Source organism: Aeromicrobium sp. P2_G6, from assembly GCF_056403535.1.
The window spans coordinates 55909-77783 of sequence record NZ_JBFUFH010000008.1 but is presented as its reverse complement, the minus strand read 5'-3'; the positions used below and the strand labels follow the sequence as shown (position 1 = coordinate 77783).

The 21875-nt window shown below is 69.2% G+C and carries 20 protein-coding genes; 13 read left to right on the top strand and 7 right to left on the bottom strand.

Translation table 11 applies throughout. From position 1 onward, the window contains the following. The first annotated feature begins 82 nt into the window (after nucleotides 1-82). The 5 genes from AC1DVU_RS20930 to AC1DVU_RS20910 all read left to right on the top strand — a co-directional run bounded on the left by AC1DVU_RS20930 (nucleotide 83) and on the right by AC1DVU_RS20910 (nucleotide 3380). Entirely contained in the window at nucleotides 83-295 is a 213-nt protein-coding gene (locus AC1DVU_RS20930) for a CbtB domain-containing protein (RefSeq protein ID WP_476924392.1), read from the top strand. Between the two features lie 66 nt (nucleotides 296-361). Next, on the top strand, nucleotides 362-1138 hold the full coding sequence (locus AC1DVU_RS20925; RefSeq protein ID WP_476924391.1) for a CbtA family protein: 777 nt from the start codon (nucleotides 362-364) through the stop codon (nucleotides 1136-1138). Further along, a complete protein-coding gene (cobT, locus tag AC1DVU_RS20920) occupies nucleotides 1135-2169 on the top strand; it encodes a nicotinate-nucleotide--dimethylbenzimidazole phosphoribosyltransferase (RefSeq protein WP_476924390.1) in 1035 nt (344 codons plus the stop codon). The genes AC1DVU_RS20925 and cobT overlap by 4 nt, the downstream gene beginning before the upstream one ends. Beyond that, on the top strand, nucleotides 2166-2921 hold the full coding sequence (locus tag AC1DVU_RS20915; protein WP_476924389.1) for an adenosylcobinamide-GDP ribazoletransferase: 756 nt from the start codon (nucleotides 2166-2168) through the stop codon (nucleotides 2919-2921). Before cobT ends, AC1DVU_RS20915 begins: the two co-directional genes overlap by 4 nt. A gap of 12 nt (nucleotides 2922-2933) precedes the next feature. Continuing rightward, nucleotides 2934-3380, top strand: a complete 447-nt coding sequence (locus tag AC1DVU_RS20910) for a GNAT family N-acetyltransferase (protein ID WP_476924388.1) — start codon at nucleotides 2934-2936, stop codon at nucleotides 3378-3380. A gap of 12 nt (nucleotides 3381-3392) precedes the next feature. Here AC1DVU_RS20910 and AC1DVU_RS20905 read toward each other — a convergent pair whose 3' ends face one another. Further along, complete coding sequence (locus AC1DVU_RS20905) at nucleotides 3393-3923, bottom strand: bifunctional adenosylcobinamide kinase/adenosylcobinamide-phosphate guanylyltransferase (protein WP_476924387.1); 531 nt, start codon at nucleotides 3921-3923, stop codon at nucleotides 3393-3395. Between the two features lie 57 nt (nucleotides 3924-3980). On the opposite strand from AC1DVU_RS20905, the gene AC1DVU_RS20900 reads away from it, so the two are divergent. Next, the gene (locus AC1DVU_RS20900; RefSeq protein ID WP_476924386.1) at nucleotides 3981-4913 is read left to right on the top strand and encodes a cobalamin biosynthesis protein; all 933 of its coding nucleotides are present in this window, start codon (nucleotides 3981-3983) and stop codon (nucleotides 4911-4913) included. After that, nucleotides 4910-5623, top strand: coding sequence for an SDR family NAD(P)-dependent oxidoreductase (locus AC1DVU_RS20895; RefSeq protein WP_476924385.1), 714 nt, complete (start codon nucleotides 4910-4912; stop codon nucleotides 5621-5623). The genes AC1DVU_RS20900 and AC1DVU_RS20895 overlap by 4 nt, the downstream gene beginning before the upstream one ends. On the opposite strand, the gene AC1DVU_RS20890 is transcribed toward AC1DVU_RS20895, so the two are convergent. From AC1DVU_RS20890 to AC1DVU_RS20875, 4 genes are read right to left on the bottom strand one after another with little or no spacing between them, the layout of a single operon-like run. Beyond that, nucleotides 5607-6341 (bottom strand): cobalt-precorrin-6A reductase, encoded by a 735-nt coding sequence (locus AC1DVU_RS20890; protein WP_476924384.1) that lies wholly within the window; start codon nucleotides 6339-6341, stop codon nucleotides 5607-5609. The two genes, AC1DVU_RS20895 and AC1DVU_RS20890, sit on opposite strands and share 17 nt — an antisense overlap. Continuing rightward, nucleotides 6338-7822, bottom strand: coding sequence for a cobyric acid synthase (locus AC1DVU_RS20885; RefSeq protein ID WP_476924540.1), 1485 nt, complete (start codon nucleotides 7820-7822; stop codon nucleotides 6338-6340). The genes AC1DVU_RS20890 and AC1DVU_RS20885 overlap by 4 nt, the downstream gene beginning before the upstream one ends. Further along, on the bottom strand, nucleotides 7819-8385 hold the full coding sequence (locus AC1DVU_RS20880; RefSeq protein WP_476924383.1) for an antibiotic biosynthesis monooxygenase: 567 nt from the start codon (nucleotides 8383-8385) through the stop codon (nucleotides 7819-7821). The genes AC1DVU_RS20885 and AC1DVU_RS20880 overlap by 4 nt, the downstream gene beginning before the upstream one ends. A 56-nt stretch (nucleotides 8386-8441) precedes the next feature. Further along, nucleotides 8442-9755: an HNH endonuclease signature motif containing protein gene (locus tag AC1DVU_RS20875; RefSeq protein ID WP_476924382.1), complete on the bottom strand. Its 1314-nt coding sequence runs from the start codon at nucleotides 9753-9755 to the stop codon at nucleotides 8442-8444. A 219-nt stretch (nucleotides 9756-9974) separates the two neighbouring features. On the opposite strand from AC1DVU_RS20875, the gene AC1DVU_RS20870 reads away from it, so the two are divergent. From AC1DVU_RS20870 to AC1DVU_RS20855, 4 genes are all read left to right on the top strand, one after another. After that, nucleotides 9975-11879 carry an acyl-CoA dehydrogenase family protein gene (locus AC1DVU_RS20870; protein WP_476924381.1) on the top strand — a complete coding sequence of 635 codons (1905 nt, stop codon included), beginning with the start codon at nucleotides 9975-9977 and terminating at the stop codon, nucleotides 11877-11879. Between the two features lie 111 nt (nucleotides 11880-11990). After that, nucleotides 11991-12638: a hypothetical protein gene (locus AC1DVU_RS20865; RefSeq protein WP_476924380.1), complete on the top strand. Its 648-nt coding sequence runs from the start codon at nucleotides 11991-11993 to the stop codon at nucleotides 12636-12638. Nucleotides 12639-12649: 11 nt separating this feature from the next. Beyond that, nucleotides 12650-14968 carry a hypothetical protein gene (locus AC1DVU_RS20860; RefSeq protein WP_476924379.1) on the top strand — a complete coding sequence of 773 codons (2319 nt, stop codon included), beginning with the start codon at nucleotides 12650-12652 and terminating at the stop codon, nucleotides 14966-14968. Between the two features lie 137 nt (nucleotides 14969-15105). After that, nucleotides 15106-15933, top strand: a complete 828-nt coding sequence (locus tag AC1DVU_RS20855; RefSeq protein WP_476924378.1) for a hypothetical protein — start codon at nucleotides 15106-15108, stop codon at nucleotides 15931-15933. A gap of 79 nt (nucleotides 15934-16012) precedes the next feature. Here AC1DVU_RS20855 and AC1DVU_RS20850 read toward each other — a convergent pair whose 3' ends face one another. Beyond that, the gene (locus AC1DVU_RS20850) at nucleotides 16013-16516 is read right to left on the bottom strand and encodes a MarR family winged helix-turn-helix transcriptional regulator (protein ID WP_476924377.1); all 504 of its coding nucleotides are present in this window, start codon (nucleotides 16514-16516) and stop codon (nucleotides 16013-16015) included. A gap of 105 nt (nucleotides 16517-16621) precedes the next feature. Between AC1DVU_RS20850 and icmF the strand changes: the two genes are divergently transcribed. Beyond that, nucleotides 16622-19858 carry a fused isobutyryl-CoA mutase/GTPase IcmF gene (icmF, locus tag AC1DVU_RS20845; RefSeq protein ID WP_476924376.1) on the top strand — a complete coding sequence of 1079 codons (3237 nt, stop codon included), beginning with the start codon at nucleotides 16622-16624 and terminating at the stop codon, nucleotides 19856-19858. A 7-nt stretch (nucleotides 19859-19865) separates the two neighbouring features. Here the strand turns inward: icmF and AC1DVU_RS20840 are convergent, their stop codons facing one another. Beyond that, nucleotides 19866-21008, bottom strand: coding sequence for an acyl-CoA dehydrogenase family protein (locus AC1DVU_RS20840; protein ID WP_476924375.1), 1143 nt, complete (start codon nucleotides 21006-21008; stop codon nucleotides 19866-19868). Nucleotides 21009-21097: 89 nt separating this feature from the next. On the opposite strand from AC1DVU_RS20840, the gene AC1DVU_RS20835 reads away from it, so the two are divergent. Then, nucleotides 21098-21817: a hypothetical protein gene (locus tag AC1DVU_RS20835; RefSeq protein WP_476924374.1), complete on the top strand. Its 720-nt coding sequence runs from the start codon at nucleotides 21098-21100 to the stop codon at nucleotides 21815-21817. Nucleotides 21818-21875 lie beyond the last annotated feature (58 nt).

The window sequence follows — 21875 nt, the reverse complement described above, 5'->3', positions numbered from 1 at the left end:
CCCGCATCAGCGAGTGGAGCCAGACCCAACGCCTCGGAATTTCATCCATTCATGGGACGCAATCATCCCCTCAGGAGAATTCATGTCACAGGCCATCACCGCAACACCCGAGATCGAGATCCCGTCGATCCCTCTTCGCGAGCTCGCCCCCTGGGCGCTGTTCTTCGGTCTCCTCGGAGCCTTCGTCCTGTTCTTCATCAGCGCCGACCAGGGCGCAGTGTCGCTCCCGGCGGGCACGGCCATCCACGAGTGGGTCCACGATGGACGCCACCTGCTCGGATTCCCCTGCCACTGATCTGACCCGACCAAGCCGGACCCGCATTCGCGGTCCGGCTTATTCGGCATACCCGAACGGACCGACATGACCCCCCGCAACTTCCTCGTCCGAGGACTCCTCGCCGGCTTGATCGCCGGCATCCTGACGTTCGCCGTGGCCTACATCGCCGGCGAGCCCTCCATCGACGCCGCCATCAAGGTTGAGTCGGCCGAGTCCGGCCATCACCACGATGAGGCCGGCGCCGCCGAGCACACGCATGAAGAGAACGGCACCGTCGTCTCGCGCCAGAACCAGTCGACGTGGGGCCTCCTCACCGCGACCGTCCCGACCGGCATCGCGCTCGGCGGCATCGTCGCGCTGGCCTCCGCCTTCGCGCTGGGCCGCATCGGCCGCCTGCGCCCGAGCCAGTCGACGGCGCTCGTCGCGGCGCTCGGCTTCATCTCCGTCGCCCTCGTACCGTTCATCAAGTACCCCGCCACCCCGCCGGCCGTCGGCGACGCGGACACGATCGGCGCGCGCACGACGCAGTACTTCGTGATGCTCGCCATCTCCGTCGTCGCGATGATCGCCGTGGTGCTGCTGTTCCGCGCACTGCTCGAACGCCTCGGCGCCTACACGGCGGTGGTGGTCAGCGCGGCGATTTACCTCGCGGTCGTGGTCCTCGCCGGCGAGCTCATGCCGACGGTCAACGAGATCGGCGACTTCCCGGCCGACACGCTCTGGTACTTCCGCCGCGGCTCGCTCATGACCCTGGCCACCCTCTGGGGTGTCATCGGCATCGCGCTGACCGGCCTGATCGGCAAGCTGTACGCCCAGGAGTCCGCAAGCCAGGCCCGCCGCGATCTGGCGGCCAGCCTGTGAGCGCGTACGAAGCGGTCGCCGCCCCGTCCATCGACGTCCGGGCCGCCGCCAACGAGCGCCTCGCCGGACTCGCGACCCCGCCCGGTGCGCTCGGCCGGCTGGGCGACCTCGCCGTCTGGGTCGCCGCGACCCAGGGCTCGGTGCCCCCGGTCCCGATCGACCGCGTGCGCGCGGTGATCTTCGCCGGCGATCACGGCGTGTCCGACCACGGCGTCTCGGCGTTCCCCAAGGCCATCACGCCGGCCATGGTTCGCACGTTCCTGATGGGCAAGGCCGGCGTCTCGGTGCTCGCCGCCCAGCACGGCGTGACCGTGCGGGTGCTCGACCTCGGCGTCGACGACGACCTCGAGGGCGTTGCGCCGGAGGTCACGGCGTTCAAGGTCCGTCGCGGCAGCGGCGCGATCCACCTCGAGGACGCCCTCACGACCGATGAGACGCTGCAGGCCATCGCCGCCGGCGAGGCTGTCGCGGCCGAGGAGATCGCCGCCGGCGCACAGCTCCTGATCAGTGGCGACATGGGCATCGGCAACACGACCCCCGCCGCGGCCCTGATCGCGGCTTCGCTCGGCTTCCCGGCGACCGAGGTCACCGGCCGTGGCACGGGGATCGACGAGCCCGCACTCGTGCACAAGATGGCGGTCGTGCAGCAGGCCCTCGACCGAGCCGGAGAGCGTACGGCCGATCCCGTCGAGACGCTCACCGCGCTGGGCAGCGCCGACCTCGCCGCTGCGGCCGGCTTCATGGCTGCCGCTGCCCGTGCCGGCGTGCCCGTCCTGCTCGACGGCGTCATCTCGGTCGCGTCGGCCGTCATGGCCGATCGGCTGGCACCGGGCGCTGCCGCCTGGTTCGCGGCCGGCCACCGGTCGACCGAGCCGGCCCAGTCGTTGGCCCTCGACAAGCTCGGACTCGAGCCGATCCTCGACGTCGGCATGCGGCTCGGCGAGGGCAGCGGTGCGGTGGCCGCGGTGCCGCTCGTACGCTCGGCGGCCCTGCTGCTCTCCGACGTGGCGTTGCTCGCCGACCTGATGTGAACGACTCCTGGCGACTCGCCGTCGGCACGCTGACCGCCCTGCGGTGGCGGCACCCGACGGCGGTCGACCGGGAGGTCGCCGGGCGGGCCATGCTGCTCGCGCCCTTCGCAGTGGCACCGCTCGGCGTGCTCGTCGGGCTCATCTGCTGGGGCGGGCGCGAGCTCGAGCTTGCCCCGCTCGCGGTCGCGTTGGTCGCCGTCGGCGCACTCGCTCTCGGCAGCCGGGCACTGCACCTCGACGGGCTCTCGGACGTCGCCGACGGCCTCACGGCCTCGTACGACCGTGAGCGCTCGCTCGCGGTGATGAAGGGCGGCACCGCGGGCCCTGCCGGCGCCGCGGCGCTCGTCGTGGTGCTCGGCATTCAGGCCGCGTCACTGTCGGCCGTCCTCGCCGCACCCCGGGGTCCGGTTGTCGCCGGTGTGCTCGTCTGCGCCTCGCGGGCGATCCTGTCGGTGTGCTGCGCCCGCGGAGTCCCGGCGGCACGCGTCGACGGGCTCGCGGTGACGTACGCCGGGACGGTCGTGCGCGCGATGACGGTGCTGACCTGGCTCATCGTCGCGGTGGTCTGTGTCGACGTGGTCGACTGGGCGGGCTGGCCGTGGTGGCGCGGGCTCGTCGTCGCCGGTGCAGGCCTGCTCGTCGGAGCCGTGCTGACATACCGCTGCGTCGCCCGGTTCGGCGGCGTGACCGGCGACGTGTTCGGCGCCGCGATCGAGGTCACCCTGGCGGCGATGCTCGTGGCCGCCTCCTGAAGAATTGGGCGCGTGAAGCTCATCCCCTGTGAGTGGTCGGATCCCGACGCCGAGGCACTCCGTGCGGCCCAACGCGTCGACATCGAGCAGCGCTACGGCACGCCCGACAGCGAACCCGGACCCGCGCCCAGCGCCGACGACATCACGGCGTTCTTCCTGCTGCGAGACGATGATCGGGCCGTCGCGTGCGGCGGCCTGCGAGCGATCGACGAGACGAGCGGCGAGATCAAGCGCATGTTCGTGCCCTTGGAGCACCGGGGTCGCGGACTGTCGCGGATCGTCCTGGCGGGGCTCGAGGAGCACGCCCGCTCGCTGGGCTGGGCCCGGCTGCTGCTGGAGACCGGCGACGCGCAGCCGGAGGCGATCGGCCTGTACGAGTCAGCCGGCTACGAGCGCATCCCCAACTTCGGTCACTACGCCGACAGCGACATCTCCCTCTGCTTCGCCAAAGACCTCTAGACCGCCACCCAGTCACAGGCGCAGGGCGCGGCCGGCGATGACAAGCATGACGTCCTCGCACTCCTCGGCGACCCGCTGGTTGACCGTGCCCAGGATGTCGCGGAAGACGCGGCCCGACAGGCGCTCCGGGACGACGCTCATGCCGACCTCGTTGGTCACCGCGACGACCGTGCCCTCGTGCTCGGCGATCGCGGTCAATGCGTCGTCGAGGCGCTCGAACAGCACCGGCTCCCAGTCCTCGAGCACCGCGTCCCAGCCATCGAGCTCGTCGATGATCGAGGTGACCCACGTGCCGAGGCAGTCGATCAGCACCGCCCCATCGGCCGAACGGACCGCCTCGCCGAGGTCGCTCGTCTCGACCGTCGTCCAGTACGCCGGGCGGCGACTCTGGTGCCGTGCGACCCGCGCCGCCCACTCGGGGTCCGAGACCGGATCGGCCAGCGGCCCGGGCGCGACGTACGTGACCTTGGGCTCCGCCAGCAACAACGACTCCGCGTGGAACGACTTGCCGGAGCGCACACCGCCCGTGATCAGGATCTTCATCGCACCTCGCTACTGTCGACTTCACCTTACCGACCACGACCGCCCCTGAGGAGCCCGATGCGCGCACGTGCCACAGGACTCGCGCTCGGGTACGCCGCGGACCGGCTCTTCGGCGATCCGGCGCGCTTCCACCCCGTCGCCGGCTTCGGCCTCATGGCACGCGATGTCGAGCGACGGGTCTACCGCGACAACCGCAACGCTGGGCTCGCCTACGCCTCCGTGCTGGTTGGTGGCGTCGGCGCCGCCGGACTCCTGGCCGAGCGGATGACTGCTCGCCGACCGGTGATGCGTATGCTCCTCACCGCCGCCACGACGTGGGCCGCGCTCGGCGGCCGCTCACTCTCCAAGGAGGCGTCGTACGTCCGCGCGTGGCTCGATGCCGACAATTTGCCGGCCGCCCGCGAGCAGCTGACGCACCTGGTCGGCCGCGACCCGTCGGAGCTCGATGAGCAGGAGATCTCGCGGGCCGTCGTCGAGTCCGTCGCCGAGAACACGTCTGACGCGGTCGTCGCGCCCCTGCTCGCCGGAGCGGTCGGCGGGGTCGCCGGCATCGCGGCATACCGTGCGGCGAACACGCTCGACGCGATGGTGGGGCACCGCAGCGAGCGCTACCGCAACTTCGGCTGGGCTTCCGCGCGGCTCGACGACGTGCTTAACCTCGTGCCGGCCCGCGCGTCGGCGCTGCTCGCCGCCGCACTCGCACCCACGGTCGGCGGCAGTGGCACCAGCGCGCTCAGCACGTGGACCCGCGACGCGCACCGCCACCCGAGCCCCAACGCGGGGCCGGTCGAGGCGGCATTCGCCGGAGCGCTCGGCGTGCGGCTGGGCGGCACGAACGTCTATGGCGCCCGGGTCGAGCACCGCCCCGTCCTCGGCGACGGGCCGACCGCCCTGCCCACCGACATCGACCGGTCCGTACGCCTCGCGGACGCCGTCGGACTCGGCGCCCTCGCGCTCAGTGTCGGCATCGCACTCAGGCGCCGCCGATGACGACGATCGTCACAGGTGGCACGCGTGGCATCGGAGCGGCCGTCACCCGCGCGCTCGTCGCGGACGGCCACGAGGTCATCGCCTCGTACGTCCGCGACGACGCCAGCGCCGCGGCCCTCGCGGACGAGCTCGACGTGGTGACCCCCGTACGAGCTGACGTCACGACCGCAGAAGGACTCGACACGCTGTTCGCTGCCGCGGAGCGGGTCGGCCCACTGACCGGGCTCGTCAACAACGCGGGGGCGACCCTTCACATCGGACCCTTGGCAGAGACCGATCCAGACGTCATCCGATCCGTCATCGACCTCAACCTCACGTCCGCGGTGCTGTGCGCCCGGCGGGCGGTGCAGGCCATGACCGGCCACGGGGGCACGATCGTCAACATCTCGTCAGGCGCAGCGACGCTCGGCTCGCCCGGCGAGTACGTCCACTATGCCGCAGCCAAGGCCGGCGTCGATGCCCTGACGCTGGGGCTCGGCAAGGAGGTTGCGCCGCTCGGCATCCGGGTCGTCGGGGTGGCGCCGGGCATCATCCGCACCGACATCCACGCCGATGCCGGTGACCCTGGCCGCGCTGACCGGGTTGCCGGACGTGTCCCGCTGGGCCGAGCCGGCGAACCTGACGATGTGGCCGGCGCGGTCGCATGGTTGTTCCGGCCCGAGGCCGCCTACGTCACCGCGACGACGATCCGGGTCACTGGCGGGCTGTGACCCAGGCGGCGGCAGCGACAGGGTCGCTGACCAGCTCCACCTCGGCCGGCACGGCTGAACGCCGGACGATCACGACCTGGATGCCACGCTCGTTGGCGACCTGCATCTTGGCCCAGGTGTAGGAGCCGCCGGAGTCCTTCGTGACCAGCACGTCGACGTCGGCCATGACCTCGCGCTCGTCCTCGAGCCCGTAGGGTCCGCGACTCAGCAGCAGCGTCCACGGCTCGGGCAATGGAAAGTCCGGCGGATCGACGACCCTGACGAGCGCCGGCTTGCCGGCCAGCGCATCCACGAACCGGTGGAGCGACTGGCGCCCGACAGTCAGGAACGGCCGGTCGCCCAAGGTCGCGGTCAGGCCGGCAGCCTCGTCGTGGTCGTCGACCCAGTGCCAGTGATCCGCGCCGGGCGCCTCGGACCAGCCCGGCCGCTCGAGCCTCAGCAGCGGTACGCCGTCGGCGTGGCAGGCGGCCAGCGCGTTGGCGCTCATGCCCTCCGCAAACGGGTGCGTCGCGTCGACGACCGCCGAGATCCGCATCTCCATCAGGTACGACCGCAGGCCCGGGACCCCGCCGAACCCGCCGATCTGTACCGCCCCGACCGGGAGCCGGGGGCGGGCGACCCGGCCGGCGAGGGACGAAACGAAACGCACGCCGGCGTCCTGCAGCAGCACCGCCAGCTCGCGGGCCTCGGACGTACCGCCGAGCACGAGGACCGTCATGAGGGGGCTCCCGGCGGCAGCAGCGGAACGGCAGGCGCACCGTCCGTGGCGATCGCGAGCAGCTCGTCGACATCGAGGTGCCGCTCGACCAGGTCACCCAGCAGGTCGAGGCGCCGCTCACGGCTCGCCGCGAAGCTGACCTCCGACGGCTCGTACGCCTGACCGCTCAGCCTGGCCGCCTCGGCGAGGAACGCCTTGCGGAACCCGTCGGACTCCAGGCTGCCGTGCCACATCGTGCCGAACACGTTCGCCGACCGAGCACCGCCGAGGAACGGCTCGTCGTGCCCTTGCGCGATGCGGCCGTGATGGATCTCGTAGCCCGCGACATCGGTGCCGAGTGCCGAGCCGGTCGGCAGCCGCAGGACCTTGTCGGCCTCGAACGTCGTCGTGACGTCGAGCAGACCGAGCCCCTCGACCGACGCGCCGGCCTCGCCCTCGACGCCGTCGGGATCGCTGACGGTGCGCCCCAGCATCTGGAAGCCGCCGCAGATGCCCATCACCGGCAGTCCGGCCGCGGCATGCTGCAGGACCACCTGGTCGAGGCCCCGTGAGCGCAGCCAGGCGAGGTCGGAGATCGTGGCGCGAGTGCCGGGCAGCACGATGACGTCGGCGCCGCTGAGGTCCTGCGGCTTTGCGGCGAACACCACGTCGACACCCGGCTCGAGGCCCAGGGCATCGACGTCGGTGAAGTTGCTGATGCGCGGCATCCGGATCACCGCGACCCGCAGCGCGGCGTCACGGTCGGCCGAACGCCGGCCCTCGAGGTCGAGGGCGTCCTCGGAGTCGAGCCAGACGTCGGGGCTCCACGGCAGCACACCGAAGACCCGGCGCCCGGTCAGCGACTCGAGCCGGTCGAGCCCGGGCCTGAGCAGCGTCTCGTCGCCGCGGAACTTGTTGACCACGAATCCGGCGATGAGCCGCTGGTCCTCGGGCTCGAGCAGCGCCACGGTGCCGTACATCGCGGCGAACACTCCACCGCGGTCGATGTCGCCGACCACGACCGTCGGGATGTCGGCGTGACGCGCAAGTCCCATGTTGACGTAGTCACCGGCGCGCAGGTTGATCTCGGCGGGGCTGCCGGCACCCTCGCTGACCACGATGTCGAAGCGCGAAGCCAGGTCGTCGTATGCCGCGTGGGCCGCCGCGGCCAGGTGCGTACGCCCGCCGATGAACTCGGCCGAGGAGATCTCGCCGGCCGGCCTCCCCATGACGACGACGTGGCTCTTGCGGTCGCCGCCCGGCTTGAGCAGCACGGGGTTCATCGCGGCCTCAGGCACGGCCCCGGCGGCGAGCGCCTGGACCCACTGGGCCCGGCCGATCTCTGCGCCGTCCCCGCAGACCATCGAGTTGTTGGACATGTTCTGCGCCTTGTAGGGCGCGACCTTGAGCCCGCGACGCGCGAACGCGCGGCACAGGCCGGTCGTGACGATGCTCTTGCCGGCGTCCGACGTCGTGCCGGCGACCAGCAGCGAGCCGCTCATGGCGTACGCGCCGCGTTGAGCCACCCGTGCAGCAGCCGGGTGATCCACGGCAGGGCAACGTAGGTCATGAGCGGCGTCATGACCCCGACGATCGCCAGCACCCGCAACGGGAGCCACCAGTCCGCAGCGAAATCCTTGGCGACGTAGTTGGCGGCCAGGCTCAGCGGGTAGAACACGATGAAGATCGCGCACATCTGCTTCCACCGCGGCGGTGCCGGCGCGACAGGCCGCAGGTCCTCGACGTCGACGCTCGAGGGCTCGTCGAACCAACCCTCGATTCCCGTGCGGTGCTCACGCGCTGCCTCGTCGACGAATCCCTGCGCCGAGTCGAGCCACCAGCGGCGCTGCGCCGACAGCTCCCACGCCTCGAGCGAATCCTGCGACGAGAAGCGATAGAGCATGTGCCACTCGGCCGATCCGGGTGACGGTCGCACCCAGCCTGAGCCGAGGTAACCCTCGAACCGTTCGGCCAGCTCGAACCCGGCCCGCAGCCACGCGAGCATCTGGTCCTCCTGCGACGGATCGACCTTTCGGGTGATGGAGACGGTGACGGGTCCGGACATGGCACCAGCCTAGGACCGGGCAGACGGGGGCTTTGAGGCAGAGGCGCCCCCACCGATCAGGGTCGCCAGCGGTGGTTTCGTTTCCAGGTGTCGGTTCCGGGTGGCCGGTATTCGGGGTAGCCGTCGATTGGGCTCATCCTGATGGCCCAGCCGTTGTCGTGGACGGTGCGGTGGTGGAAGGGGCAGATCAGAACCCCGTCGTCGAGTCTGGTCTCGGAGCCGTCGGCCCATCGGGTGCGCCAGTGATGGGCTTCGCACCATTCGGGTGGCCTGTCGCAGCCGGGGAAGGTGCAGCCGCCGTCACGGTTGTCCAGGGCTTGTTTCTGGGCCTTGGTGAAGACCCGTTGCTCGTGTCCGTGATCCAAAGGGAGCGATTTGCCGTTGAAGACCTGCGGGATCATGCCGAGCCGGCAGGCCATCTGCCGGGCCTGCCCGGCGCTGATGCGGGTGCCGGTGGACAACGTGGCCGGCTTGATGCCCCGGAGAAGGGTGTCGTAGTCGAAGCGGACCATCAACGTGGCGCCGAGTCCACCCTTGCCGGGGAGGGTGTCGCCGGGCAGGTGGTTGCAGAGCTCGGCGAACCCCATGCCGAGGCGGTGCCGGTGCTCCAGGTCTTTGTCGTAGTAGGACTCCGCAGCAGGGGTCTGGTCGTGGAGGTGGTCGCGGCGGGGTGCGGAGATGGCCTCGATCGCGGTCTTGAGCATGTCGGCCTGGGCCTCGGGGATCCGGAACCCGCCGCGGCAGGTCCCGTCACCGTCGTTGACCATCCAGAACTCCGAACGCCGCCAGGCGTCCTTCTCCTGCCGTTCCAAGGTCTGGTTCTCGATCTCGTCGACCTCGGGCTCGGGCTTGAACTGGTCCGTGATCCGCCTGGACCGCGACCGCAGGTCCTTCAACGAGTACCGGCCGGCGTCGCCGATCAACGTGTCCTCACAGGCCTGCTTCTGCTCCGCCGTGGTGTCCTCGGGCAGGTCAGCGACCGCGTTGGCGATGATCGCGGCTTGCGCCGACCCGATGTCACCGCGAGCCAGCGCGTCCTCAGTCCGCGACGCGGACTCCAGTGCCTTGCCCATGGACACCAGCTGGTCACCGGACCGGCGGTCACCGCCGAAAGCACCGGCCAGCATCGCACCGGTCGACGACGCCCCGGACGCCTTGGCCAACCCGGACTTATCCAACGCCCTGGTGCCGGCGACCTGTTGGGCCTTGACCCGAGCCTCGACCCGCATCAACCGCTCCACCAGGCCGCGCACCTCGACCGGTTCCAGACCGGACCACCCACCGACAGGCATACGGTCCAGTGCGCTCTCGATCTGCTCGACCGCACACACCAACGGGTGCGGGAGCGAAGCGACGGGAGCAACAGACACAAGAAGCCTTCAGGCCGTACGGGCAGGGAGTCATCATCAACCTTGGGGCCCACTGAAGGGTTCTCACCCGATCCATTTCGTTCCAGATCGGCGCATTGACAACGCTACGGCAAACCGGCGACATTGTCGAACACCTGTTCGAATGCTGAGACGCTGCCAGCCGACCAGCACAAGGTGAGACCCGTGCCGACCACGCCTCACGCGAGTACCTTGTGGGTCATGGCCCTCAGCGACGACGTCCGCATCGCCCTCGACGGCAAATGGCGCCACGTCCGGGAGCAAGCCCGCAAGGAGCTCGCCGACCTCGACCTCGCGTACAACCACGACCTCACCCTCGACGAGGCCCGTGCCCGCGTCCTGGAGCAGATGCACAAGCTCGTCCCGACCGGCATCCCCGCGGCCGGGTTCCGCGTCGAGAGCGGCGGCACGGGCGATCCCGGGATGGCTGTCACGGGCATCGAGATGCTCGCCCAGTTCGACCTCTCACTGATGGTCAAGGCCGGCGTGCAATGGGGGCTGTTCGGCGGAGCGATCGAGAACCTCGGCACCGAAAGGCACCACAAGAAGTACATCCCCGGCCTCATCAACCTCGACATCATCGGCTGCTTCGCGATGACCGAGACCGGCCACGGCAGCGACGTACAGAGCCTCGAGACCACCGCGACGTACGACCTGGCGACCGAGGAGTTCGTCATCAACTCGCCGACGCCGTCGTCGCGCAAGGACTACATCGGCGGTGCCGCCGCGCACGCCCAGGTCGCCGCGGTCTTCGCGCAGCTCATCACCAAGGGCGAGAACCATGGCGTGCACTGCTTCGTCGTGCCGCTGCGTGACGACGAGGGCAACGACCTGCCCGGCATCACGACCTCGGACGACAAGCACAAGGGCGGGCTCGGCGCGGTCGACAACGGTCGCATCGTGTTCGACCACGTGCGCGTCCCCCGCGAGAACCTGCTCAACAAGTACGGCCAGGTCGACCAGGGCGGCACCTACTCCTCGCCCATCGCCAGCGTCAACGCCAGGTTCTTCACGATGCTCGGCACGTTGATCCGCGGTCGGGTCAGCGTCGGCGGCTCGGCGAGCGCGGCGACCGAGGTCGCGCTCAGCATCGCCGGCCGGTACGCCCTCAAGCGTCGCCAGTTCGGCCCCGAACCCGGCAACGAGATCCTGCTGATGGACTACCGCATGCACCAGCGTCGCCTGCTGCCGCTGATCGCCCGGTCGTACGCCTACCGGTTCGCCCAGAACCAGCTCGTCGCCCGCATGGACAAGCTGCAGAGCGAGGACAACCCCGACCCGCTGGCGTTGCGCGAGCTCGAGACCCGCGCCGCCGGGCTCAAGGCTGCGCAGACGTGGCACGCGACCAAGGCGATCCAGGAGGCCCGCGAGGCGTGCGGCGGCGCGGGCTACCTCGCCGAGAACCGGCTCACGACGCTCAAGGGCGACACCGACGTCTTCACCACGTTCGAGGGCGACAACCACGTCCTGTTCCAGCTCGTCGCCAAGGAGCTGCTGACGTCGTACGCCCAGGAGGTCGGCGGCCTCGATCCGGTTGGCCTCGTACGCTTCGCGGCCAGCACGGTCGCCGACGTCGTCAAGGAGCGCACCGCCGCCGCCCAGCTGATCCAGAGGCTCATCGACTCACGTCCCGGCCGCAGCGACGACAACCACGACCTGCTCGACCGCGGCACGCAGCTGAGCCTGTTCGAGGACCGTGAGGAGCACGTCCTCGAGACCGCGGCCCGGCGACTCCGCCGCGCCACGGGCGGCGACAAGGCCGAGGCGTTCGCGGTGTTCAACGCGGCACAGGACCACGTCATCCGCGCCGGGCGGGTCCACATCGAGCGCGTCGTCCTGGAAGCCTTCACCGCCGGCATCGCCCGCTGCGAGAGCGCCGAGGCCGCAGAGCTGCTGCGCGACGTCTGCTCGCTCTACGCGCTGACGTCGATCGAGGAGGACCTGGCCTGGTTCATGGGCCACAACCGGCTCGCCGACACCCGCGCCAAGACCGTGACCTCGCTCGTCAACGAGCTGCTGGACAAGCTGCGCCCGCACACCCTGACGCTGGTCGAGGGATTCGGCGTGCCGGAGGCGACCCTCAACGCCGCGATGCTCCAGGACTAGCCCGAGATCGGCCCGGTTCGGGACTTTTTCCGAGTTTGGTGCATGGGCTCCACGGGTATCGCTCCACGAGCGACGGGGCAAACCCGGCTCCGTCGGGATGGAGAAATGATCATGAATGACCAGGACCCCGCCGGCCTTTCTGACGAGGAGCTCGAGGCACAGGGCGCGACCGCCCTTCCTGACAAGGAAGTCGTCTCGATCCTCGACCTCAACGCGGACATCGATCTCGCGATTGACGCCGCAGCGCCGATCGACCTCGCCGTCGCCGCCAACGCCAACGTCGCAGCCCCGATCGATGCGGCCGCCGGCGCCAACATCCTGTCGGAGGGATCGACGGCCCAGGCGCTCAGCGACCAGGGCGTCATGATCGACCAGGGCATCGACGCCGACGCCACAGCGACCGCGACGCAGGACAGCGGCCTCGACCAGAGCGACGACACGATCGGCACGGACGCCCCGGCCCCCGCCGACGCAACCGCCGCTGCGATCCCGGACGCGGGCAGCATCGGCTCGCTCGACGGCAACCTGCTCGACGTCGACGTCAACGTGGATGCCGATGCCGACATCGCCGCACCCATCAACGGTGCGGTCGCGGCCAACGCCAACGTCGCAGCGCCGATCGATGCCGCAGTCGCTGCCAACATCGGGTCGGTCGACAGCGATGCCGTGGCGGTGGCAGAGCAGGACGCCATCATCAACCAGGACATCACCGGCTCTGCTGAAGCGACGTCCGACCAGTCGTCCGACATCGAGCAGTAGCAGCAGTCCCGATGAGCACCCCTTCACCGGGGGGCGACGCCGCTTCCGCCGCGTCGGTCCCCGGGGTCGTCACGACGGTCACCGCGACCGACGTCCCGTTGCGCGCGGACAACGTCCAGCTCATCGGCCAGATGCCAGGCTCGGGCTACCGGGTCCCGCCGGCCCTGGCGCGCCGAGCAGACGGCCAGGTCGTGCAGCTGACGCCCCTGCTCCACGAGATTCTGGCCGCGTGCGATGGCCGGCGCACGTACAGCCAGATCGCCCACACAGTCACCGCCGAGACCGGCACCCAAGTCTCCGAGGACAACGTACGCACCCTGGTCGAGACCAAGCTCCGTCACACCGGTTTGCTGGCCAACGCGGACGGCACCCAGCCGGAGACGAAGAAGGCGCAGCCGCTGCTGGGTCTCCGGTTCAGATACGCGGTCACCGATCCTGAGCGGACCCGGCGCCTGACCAGTCCGTTCACCTTCCTGTTCCATCCCGCGCTGGTGACTCTCGTCCTCGCGGCGTTCGCCCTGGTGTCGTGGTGGCTCCTGTTCGACAAGGGCCTGGCTTCGGCGACTAGCCAGGCCTTCAACCGGCCGGCGTTGTTCCTGGTGGTCGTGGTGGTCACGGTCCTGTCCGCCGGCTTCCACGAGTTCGGCCACGCTGCCGCCGCCCGCCGTGGCGGCGCCACGCCGGGCGCGATGGGCACCGGGATCTACCTGGTGTGGCCGGCGTTCTACACCGACGTCACGGACTCCTACCGGCTCGGCCGGGGCGGTCGCCTGCGTACCGATCTCGGCGGCCTCTACTTCAACGCCATCGTCGCAATCGCGATCGTCGGCGCCTGGTGGGCCACCAGCTATGACGCGCTGCTGCTCGTCGTCGTCGCGCAGATCCTGCAGATGATCCGCCAGCTCACGCCGCTCGTACGTTTCGACGGCTACCACGTCCTGGCCGACCTCACCGGCGTGCCCGACCTGTTCCACCGCATCAAGCCGACCCTGATCGGCCTCCTGCCGTGGCGCTGGTCATCGCCCGAGGCTACGGTCCTCAAGCCGTGGGCCCGGTCGGTCGTCTCGGTCTGGGTCCTTCTGGTCGTCCCGATCCTGGCGTTCTCCCTGTTCACGCTCGTGATCACGCTGCCCCGCGTGATCGGCACCGCCTGGTCGAGCCTCGGTCGTCAGCAGGACCTGATGTCCGCGGCCTTCGGCGACGGGGATCTCGTCGGAGGCGCAGGTCGCCTCCTGGGCATGCTGGCGCTCACGTTTCCGATCGTCGCCTCGGTGCTGATCCTCGGACGGCTCGTCAAGCAGGTCGGCGGCGGTGCCTGGCGGAGTACGGAGGGCAGGCCCGTGCGGAGGTCGGGCGTCGCCCTGATCGCCGCGGCCCTCGTCGCGGCGCTCGCATTCGCCTGGTGGCCCCGAGGCGACAACTACCGTCCGATCATGCCGTACGAGCGAGGCACGCTCGTCGATGCCGCCAACACACTGCCGATCAATCACGACGCGCCGACGGGCCTGTCCGTCGGGCAGCGGGGCACGCTCGCCACCGCCTGGCCCGACGCCGACGCACGCCCCACGCGTGAGGCACCCCAGCTCGCCCTCGTCCTCGTGCCTCGGGAGCAGCCGGCTTCGGGCCACGCCGAGTCGTGGGTCTTCCCCTTCAACAAGCCGCTCAAGCCCGGCAAGGGTGACAACCAGGCACTGGCCGTCAACACCGAGGACGGCACGATCCAGTACGACATCGCCTTCGCGCTCGTCTGGGTCACCGGTGACTCGCCGGCCCTGCAGAAGAACGAGTCGTACGCGCTCGCGAGCTGCTCGGACTGCGCTGCGGTCTCCATCGCCTTCCAGGTCGTGCTGGTGACGGGCGACAACCACGTCGCGGCACCGCAGAACATCGCCGCGGCGGTCAACTATGACTGCACCAACTGCCTGACCTACGCCTTGGCGACCCAGCTCTTCGTGACGCTGGACGGCCCACTGTCGGAGGACGCGATGCGCGAGATCGCCGCGCTGTGGGAGGAGATCGCGGCTTTCGGGGCCACGATCGAGGACGTGCCGTTGTCGGAGATCCAGGACCGCCTGGAGCAGTTCGAGGAGCGAATCCTGGCGGTCGTGGACGAGGACCAGACGTTGAACCAGGAGGAGCCCGTCACGGATCCGACGCCGACAACCGACGGTTCAGCCACCCCACCCGAGCCCGCCGACTCCGGAGATCCCTCCGCGACAACGCCTTCGCCGGCGACCAGTGCCACGACGAGCGAGCCCGAGCCGGTCGAGACGACCCAGCCGGTTCCGACCCCCGAACCGACCACGTCGGAGCCCGCTCCAGCGGGTTGAGCCGGCCCCCAGACCACGCGAAGCCACCCACGCCGCAACAGGTTCAGCGGCATTGGTGAAAGCACGTCCCAAAGGGCCCCTCCCATGAAACACTTGCTCGACCAACCCACCCCAACACCACACATCGGGAGACCCCTGTGCGTAGAACGACCCTTGCCCGCGGAGGCGCGCTGCTGACCGCAGCAACCCTCGCCATCAGCCTCACCGCCGGTACGGCTTCAGCTGATTCCACCCAGACCGAGAAGGCCGTCGCGGCGTCCGACACTGCCGGCACCCGAACGGGAGCACCCGTGACCGGGGCCGACCTGGGCGAGCCGAAGGCCAAGACCCAACGACTCACAACCCTTGCAGCCGACACGCTTTTCGACATCACGACACTCAGCTTCTCCAATGGTGTGCTCTGGAGCGCCGGCGAGAACAGCGTCGACGGCATCATCGAGGGCAACGGAACCAAGCCGATCGATCACATCGAGTCAAACCTCACGCTCAACGGCTCCCCGCGCGGCACCGTCACTCTCCTCGAGGACGAGATCGGCCAGTTCGTCAACGTGCTCAACACCGTCGGCGCCGGCACGGCCCAGCTCGGCCCGAGCACGGTCTACTACACCGACAGCAGCACGAGCGTCGACTCCACGATGAGCAACACGTTCCTCCTGCGCCGCCTGACCAAGACGACCAACAAGTACGGCCTCGTCGTCACGCGCAGCGGCTCACGCATCACGTTCAAGGCTCAGAACTGGAAGATCTTCAAGCCTGCGACGGGCACATACGTCGCGATGAACACGATCAAGCTCCAGTACAAGGACAGCGCCGGTCGCTGGCAGACCAAGAAGACCATCGAGCTCAACGGCTTCGGCACGGGGTCGTTCTCGACCACGACGAACACCAAGCGTCGTTACCGCGTCTACTACCCGACGACGGACACGATCCTGGGTTCGAGCACCATCCCCACCGGCCTGATCTGATCGATCCGGTCGACAAAGCCCCGTCTCCCGTCGAGGGAGGCGGGGCTTTTCGGTTGCGCCGGGAGCTGAGCTCGCTCGCTCAGGCAAAATCTCCGGCGGACGACCTCAGGCTTCGCAGGAGCTCGTAGGTCTCATCCTGCTGCTTCGCGTCGAGACCCCTCACCGCGAAGTCGATCGACATGATCTGCTCGGTCGCCTTGGCGAGGACGTCCTTCCCCTCAGCCGTCAGCTCCGCGAACGTACGCCGACGGTCCTCGACGTCGGCGACGCGCTTGACCAGGCCTTGCGCCTCGAGCCGGTCCATCGCATTCGTCACTGACGTCGGGTGCACCATGAGCCGCTCGCCGATCTTGCTGAGCGGCAACCGTCCGGTCGAGCTGAACGACAGCAGGACCAGCACCTCGTAGCGTGCGAACGTGATGCCGTACGGCTTCAGGGTCGCATCGAGCTCGGCGATGATCAGCTGCTGGACCCGCATGATCGACGTCGCCAGTCGCATCGACGTGGGGTCGCCGATGCGCTTGCTCCACAGCTCTGAAGCGCGCTCGATCGGGTCGAACGGCAACTTGGGATCGCCTGGCATGGGCACCATCGTAGGGGGAATAGGTCACGTCAACTGGCAATTAGTTGGATGCCCGACTATTTTAAGCCCTAGGAATATTCCCCGCACCACCATGATCGAGGTTTCATGAACAAGCCGGACTTCCACACCCCGTCGCACCCCGTCCGTTTCGTCACCGCTTCGGCGCTGTTCGACGGCCATGACGCCTCGATCAACATCATGCGTCGCATCCTGCAGTCGCAGGGGGCCGAGGTCGTCCATCTCGGCCACAACCGATCAGTCCAGGAAGTCGTCGACGCCGCGATCGACGAGGACGTCCAAGGCGTCGCGGTCAGCTCCTACCAGGGCGGCCACGTCGAGTACTTCGAGTACCTCGTCGAGTCCCTGCGGGAGCGCGGCGCCGGGCACGTCAAGGTCTATGGCGGCGGTGGCGGGGTCATCGTCCCCGAGGAGATCGCCCGGCTCCGCAAGGCCGGCGTCACGATCTTCTCCCCCGAGGACGGGCAGCGGCTCGGCCTTGCCGGCATGATCAACACCATGATCGAGGCGTGCGACCTCGACCTCTGGGACGAGCACCAGTCCGCCGCCGACGCCGTGCTGTCGGGTGAGCGTGGCGCCCTCGCCCGCGCCATCACGGGCGCCGAGCTCGGCAAGCTCGAGCCCGGATTCCTCGACGCGATCCGCGCCGCTTCTGCCTCGTCCGGCACCCCGGTCCTCGGGATCACCGGCACCGGTGGCTCGGGCAAGTCGTCGCTGACGGACGAGATCGCGCGCCGCTTCCGCCTCGACCAGCAGGACAAGTTGCGCATCGGCATCCTCGCGGTCGACCCCACGCGCCGCCGTGGTGGCGGAGCGCTGCTGGGCGACCGCATCCGGATGAACTCGCTCGACGGCGACCGCATCTACTTCCGCTCGCTGGCCACCCGCGGCAGCCACGAGCTGCCCGACTGCCTCCCGGTCGTCATCGACCTGCTCAAGGCCGCGGGCCACGACCTCGTGATCGTCGAGACCCCCGGCATCGGCCAGGGCGACGCCGCGATCGTGCCCTTCGTGGACACGTCGATGTACGTCATGACGCCGGAGTTCGGCGCGGCCTCGCAGCTCGAGAAGATCGACATGCTGGACTTCGCCGACGTCGTCGCGATCAACAAGTTCGAGCGCCGTGGCGCCAAGGACGCGCTGCGTGACGTCGGTCGCCAGCTCGTGCGCAACCGCGAGGCGTTCGGGCAGAAGCCCGAGGACATGCCGGTGTTCGGCACGTCAGCGGCGACGTTCAACGACGATGGCGTGACGGCACTGTTCCAGCACCTCGTCTCGGTCCTCGCGCCCGAGGGGCTTGCGGTCTCGGAGGGCATCCTGCCTCCGGCCGACGTCAAGTTCTCCAGCGGCATCGACCAGGTCGTCCCGCCCGAGCGCACGCGCTATCTCGCCGAGATCACCGAGACCGTACGGGCTTATCACGCGACGACTGACGACCTGGTGGCCAAGGCGCGCCGCCTGCAGCGCCTCGAGGCGGTCGCCTCGGAAGAGCACCTTTCGACAAGCTCAAGGGACGAGTTGGCGGCTCTGCTGACCAACGCAAGGAAGGACCTGCCCCACGAGGTCGCACAGCAGATCGAGGGCTGGCCGGCAGTCGTGGAGACCTACTCCGGCGACGAGCTCGTCGTACGCATCCGCGAGACCGACAACCACACGGCGCTGACCCGCGAGTCCCTGTCGGGCACCAAGGTCCGCCGGGTCAGCCTGCCGAGGCACACCGACCACGGCGACCTCGTGTCGTACTGGCGTCGCGAGAACCTGCCAGGGCACTTCCCGTTCACCGCCGGCGTGTTCCCGTTCAAGCGCGACGGCGAGGACCCGGCCCGTATGTTCGCCGGTGAGGGCGACCCGTTCCGCACCAACCGCCGCTTCAAGCTGCTGTCGGCCGACGGCGAGGCCACCCGGCTGTCGACCGCGTTCGACTCGGTCACGCTCTACGGTCGCGACCCCGACCTCCGCCCCGACATCTACGGCAAGGTCGGCACGTCAGGCGTCTCGGTCGCGACGCTCGACGACATGAAGGCGCTGTACGACGGCTTCGACCTGGTCTCGCCGTCGACCTCGGTGTCGATGACGATCAACGGCCCCGCGCCGACCGTGCTCGCGTTCTTCCTCAACACCGTGATCGAGCAGCAGGCCGACGTGTTCCGCGCCGAGCACAATCGTGAGCCCGACGCCGAGGAGTACGCCGTCCTGCGGTCGTACGCGCTGCAGAACGTCCGCGGCACCGTGCAGGCCGACATCCTCAAGGAGGACCAGGGGCAGAACACCTGCCTGTTCTCCACCGAGTTCAGCCTGCGGATGATGGCCGACATCCAGGAGTGGTTCATCGACAACCAGGTGCGCAACTTCTACTCGGTCAGCATCTCCGGCTATCACATCGCCGAGGCCGGGGCGAACCCCATCAGCCAGCTGGCGTTCACACTCGCCAACGGATTCACGTACGTCGAGGCCTACCTCGCGCGCGGCATGGACATCGACGACTTCGCCCCCAACCTGTCGTTCTTCTTCTCCAACGGCATGGACGTCGAGTACTCCGTGCTGGGCCGGGTCGCCCGCCGCATCTGGGCCATCACGATGCGCGACAAGTACGGCGCCAACGAGCGCTCGCAGAAGCTCAAGTACCACGTGCAGACCTCGGGCCGCTCGCTCCACGCGCAGGAGATGAGCTTCAACGACATCCGCACGACGCTGCAGGCGCTCATCGCGATCTACGACAACGCCAACAGCCTGCACACCAACGCGTACGACGAGGCCGTCACGACCCCGTCGGAGGAGTCCGTACGCCGCGCACTCGCGATCCAGCTCGTCATCAACCGCGAGTGGGGCCTGGCGATGAACGAGAACCCGACCCAGGGTGCGTACATCATCGACGAGCTCACCGACCTGCTCGAGGAGGCCGTGCTCGCCGAGTTCGACCGCATCAACGAGCGCGGCGGCGTGCTGGGCGCGATGGAGACCGGCTACCAGCGTGGCCGCATCCAGGACGAGTCGATGCTCTACGAGCAGCGCAAGCACGACGGCTCGCTGCCGATCGTCGGCGTCAACACGTTCCGCAACCCGCACGCCGACGACCTCGAGCCGCCGACCGTCGAGCTGGCCCGGGCGACCGAGGCCGAGAAGTCCTCACAGCTCGAGCGGGTCCAGACGTTCCACAAGACGCATCGCGACGAGGCTGCCGAGGCCATCGAGCGGCTCAAGCTGGCGGCGATCAATCACGAGAACGTCTTCGCGGTCCTCATGGACGCCGCGCGGGTCTGCTCGCTGCAGCAGGTCACCGAGGCGTTCTTCGAGGTCGGCGGCCAGTACCGCCGCAACGTCTAGGCGAACCTCAGCGGGCGAGGTCGCGGGCGATGACGAGTCGCTGGATCTGGTTGGTGCCCTCGAAGATCTGCATGACCTTGGCCTCGCGCATGAACCGTTCGACGCGGAAGTCACGGGTGTAGCCGGCGCCGCCGAAGACCTGCACGGCGTCGGTGGTGACCTTCATGGCGTTGTCGGTGCACACGAGCTTGGCGATCGAGGCCTGCCGGGAGAACTTCTGCCCGGCGTCCTTGAGCCGCGCTGCGGCCAGGTACGTCGCGCGCGCCGACTCGACCGCTGCGGCCATGTCGGCGAGCACGAAGCCGAGACCCTGGTGGTCGATGATCGCCTTGCCGAACGTCTGGCGCTCCTTGGCGTACGCGACCGCCGCATCGAGCGCCCCCTGCGCCAGCCCGGTCGCGACAGCGGCGATGCCCAGGCGTCCCGAGTCCAGGCCGGCCAACGCGATCGGCAACCCCTGGCCCTCGTCGCCGAGCCGCCGTTCGGCCGGGATGCGTACGTTCTCGAACAGCATCGTCGCCGTCGTCGAACCCATCAGCCCCATCTTCTGCTCAGGGTTGTCGGCGCTCAGCCCAGGCGTGTCGGCCGGCACCAGGAAGCAGGAGATCCCGCGTCCGCCGTCGTCGGAGGTGCGGGCCATGACCTTGTAGAAGTCGGCCTTCCCGCCGTGCGTGGTCCACGCCTTCGCGCCGTTGAGCACGTACGAATCACCGTCACGCACCGCGCGGGTCTTCATCGCCGCCGGGTCAGAGCCCGCATGGGCCTCCGACAGGCAGTAGGCGCCGAGCTGCTCCCCGGACAACATCTCGGGCAGCCATTGCTTGCGCTGCTCATCGGTGCCGGCGGTGAACAGCCCGAAGCACGACAACGCATGCACGCTGACACCCACACCGACCGACGCCGACACCGCCGCGATCTCCTCCAGCACCTGCAGGTAGACCTCGTACGGCTGACCGCCCCCGCCGAACTCCTCCGGATAGGGCAACGACAGCAACCCGGCCCGGCCCAGCGTGCGGAACACCTCGCGCGGGAACTCCCCCGACGCCTCGATCTGCGCGACCTTCGGCGCCAGCTCCTTGGCCACGATGTCGCGCGTCAGAGCGATCAGGTCAGACGACTCCTCGGACGGCATCAGACGAGTGGCAGGCATGGCGCTCCTTGTTCGGGTCGGCGGGCGACTCCAGACTACGGCGATCGCGCCGACGAGCGAACGGCCCCGAGCGGGTCTAGCGTGCAGGCATGGCCAACCCGAAGGAACAGGCGAAGAAGGAGCTCAGCTCGCGTCGCAACGCCGACGGCGAGCATCGTCTGCCGCCGGCGATCGCGGTGATCGTCGCCGGCCTCGCGTACGCCCTGCTGCCGAAGTCGCTGCTGTTCGAGCCGCGATACGTCATCCCGGCCATCGAGCTCGCGCTGCTGGTCGCCCTCATCGCGACCAACCCGCGTCGCATGACGCGTGAGACGCGGTGGTCGCGCATCGCGTCCATCGTCCTCGCCTCCATCGTGATCATCACCAACATGGTCTCGCTCGGGCTGCTGGTCCACTCCCTGACGGACAAGGGCGGGTCAGGGATGCCGCTGCTCCTGGGTGCGATGCAGGTCTGGCTCACCAATGTCATCGGCTTCGCCTTGCTGTTCTGGGAGCTCGACCGGGGCGGTCCGGTCGCCCGGCGGGTCAAGACGCACAAGCAGATGGCAGCGGCGGACTGGCGATTCTCCCAGGACGAGAACCACGACGCGGTCGAGGAGGTCGCCGTGACTGCCAGCAGGAGCTCCGGCTGGATCCCGACCTTCGTCGACTACCTGTACGTCTCCTTGACGAACTCCAGCGCGTTCAGCCCGACCGACACGATGCCGCTCAGCTCGCGTGCCAAGGTGCTGATGGGCATCGAGGCGACAGCCGCACTGCTCACGTCGCTGCTGGTCATCGCCCGCGCCGTGGGATCCCTCGAGGGGTGAGCGCGCAGGAGCGGCAACGTGCTTGATGATCCCGAAATCGGGTAGTCCCCTGTGGATA

Coding starts and splice junctions, on each gene's coding strand:
- AC1DVU_RS20895 (WP_476924385.1), top strand. CDS start 4,910: ATGACGACGATCGTCACAGGTGGCACGCGTGGCATCGGAGCGGCCGTC.
- AC1DVU_RS20880 (WP_476924383.1), bottom strand. CDS start 8,385: ATGTCCGGACCCGTCACCGTCTCCATCACCCGAAAGGTCGATCCGTCG.
- AC1DVU_RS20900 (WP_476924386.1), top strand. CDS start 3,981: ATGCGCGCACGTGCCACAGGACTCGCGCTCGGGTACGCCGCGGACCGG.
- AC1DVU_RS20930 (WP_476924392.1), top strand. CDS start 83: ATGTCACAGGCCATCACCGCAACACCCGAGATCGAGATCCCGTCGATC.
- icmF (WP_476924376.1), top strand. CDS start 16,622: ATGAACAAGCCGGACTTCCACACCCCGTCGCACCCCGTCCGTTTCGTC.
- AC1DVU_RS20890 (WP_476924384.1), bottom strand. CDS start 6,341: ATGACGGTCCTCGTGCTCGGCGGTACGTCCGAGGCCCGCGAGCTGGCG.
- AC1DVU_RS20840 (WP_476924375.1), bottom strand. CDS start 21,008: ATGCCTGCCACTCGTCTGATGCCGTCCGAGGAGTCGTCTGACCTGATC.
- AC1DVU_RS20905 (WP_476924387.1), bottom strand. CDS start 3,923: ATGAAGATCCTGATCACGGGCGGTGTGCGCTCCGGCAAGTCGTTCCAC.
- AC1DVU_RS20850 (WP_476924377.1), bottom strand. CDS start 16,516: ATGCCAGGCGATCCCAAGTTGCCGTTCGACCCGATCGAGCGCGCTTCA.
- AC1DVU_RS20885 (WP_476924540.1), bottom strand. CDS start 7,822: ATGAGCGGCTCGCTGCTGGTCGCCGGCACGACGTCGGACGCCGGCAAG.
- AC1DVU_RS20835 (WP_476924374.1), top strand. CDS start 21,098: ATGGCCAACCCGAAGGAACAGGCGAAGAAGGAGCTCAGCTCGCGTCGC.
- AC1DVU_RS20860 (WP_476924379.1), top strand. CDS start 12,650: ATGAGCACCCCTTCACCGGGGGGCGACGCCGCTTCCGCCGCGTCGGTC.
- AC1DVU_RS20925 (WP_476924391.1), top strand. CDS start 362: ATGACCCCCCGCAACTTCCTCGTCCGAGGACTCCTCGCCGGCTTGATC.
- AC1DVU_RS20870 (WP_476924381.1), top strand. CDS start 9,975: ATGGCCCTCAGCGACGACGTCCGCATCGCCCTCGACGGCAAATGGCGC.
- AC1DVU_RS20865 (WP_476924380.1), top strand. CDS start 11,991: ATGAATGACCAGGACCCCGCCGGCCTTTCTGACGAGGAGCTCGAGGCA.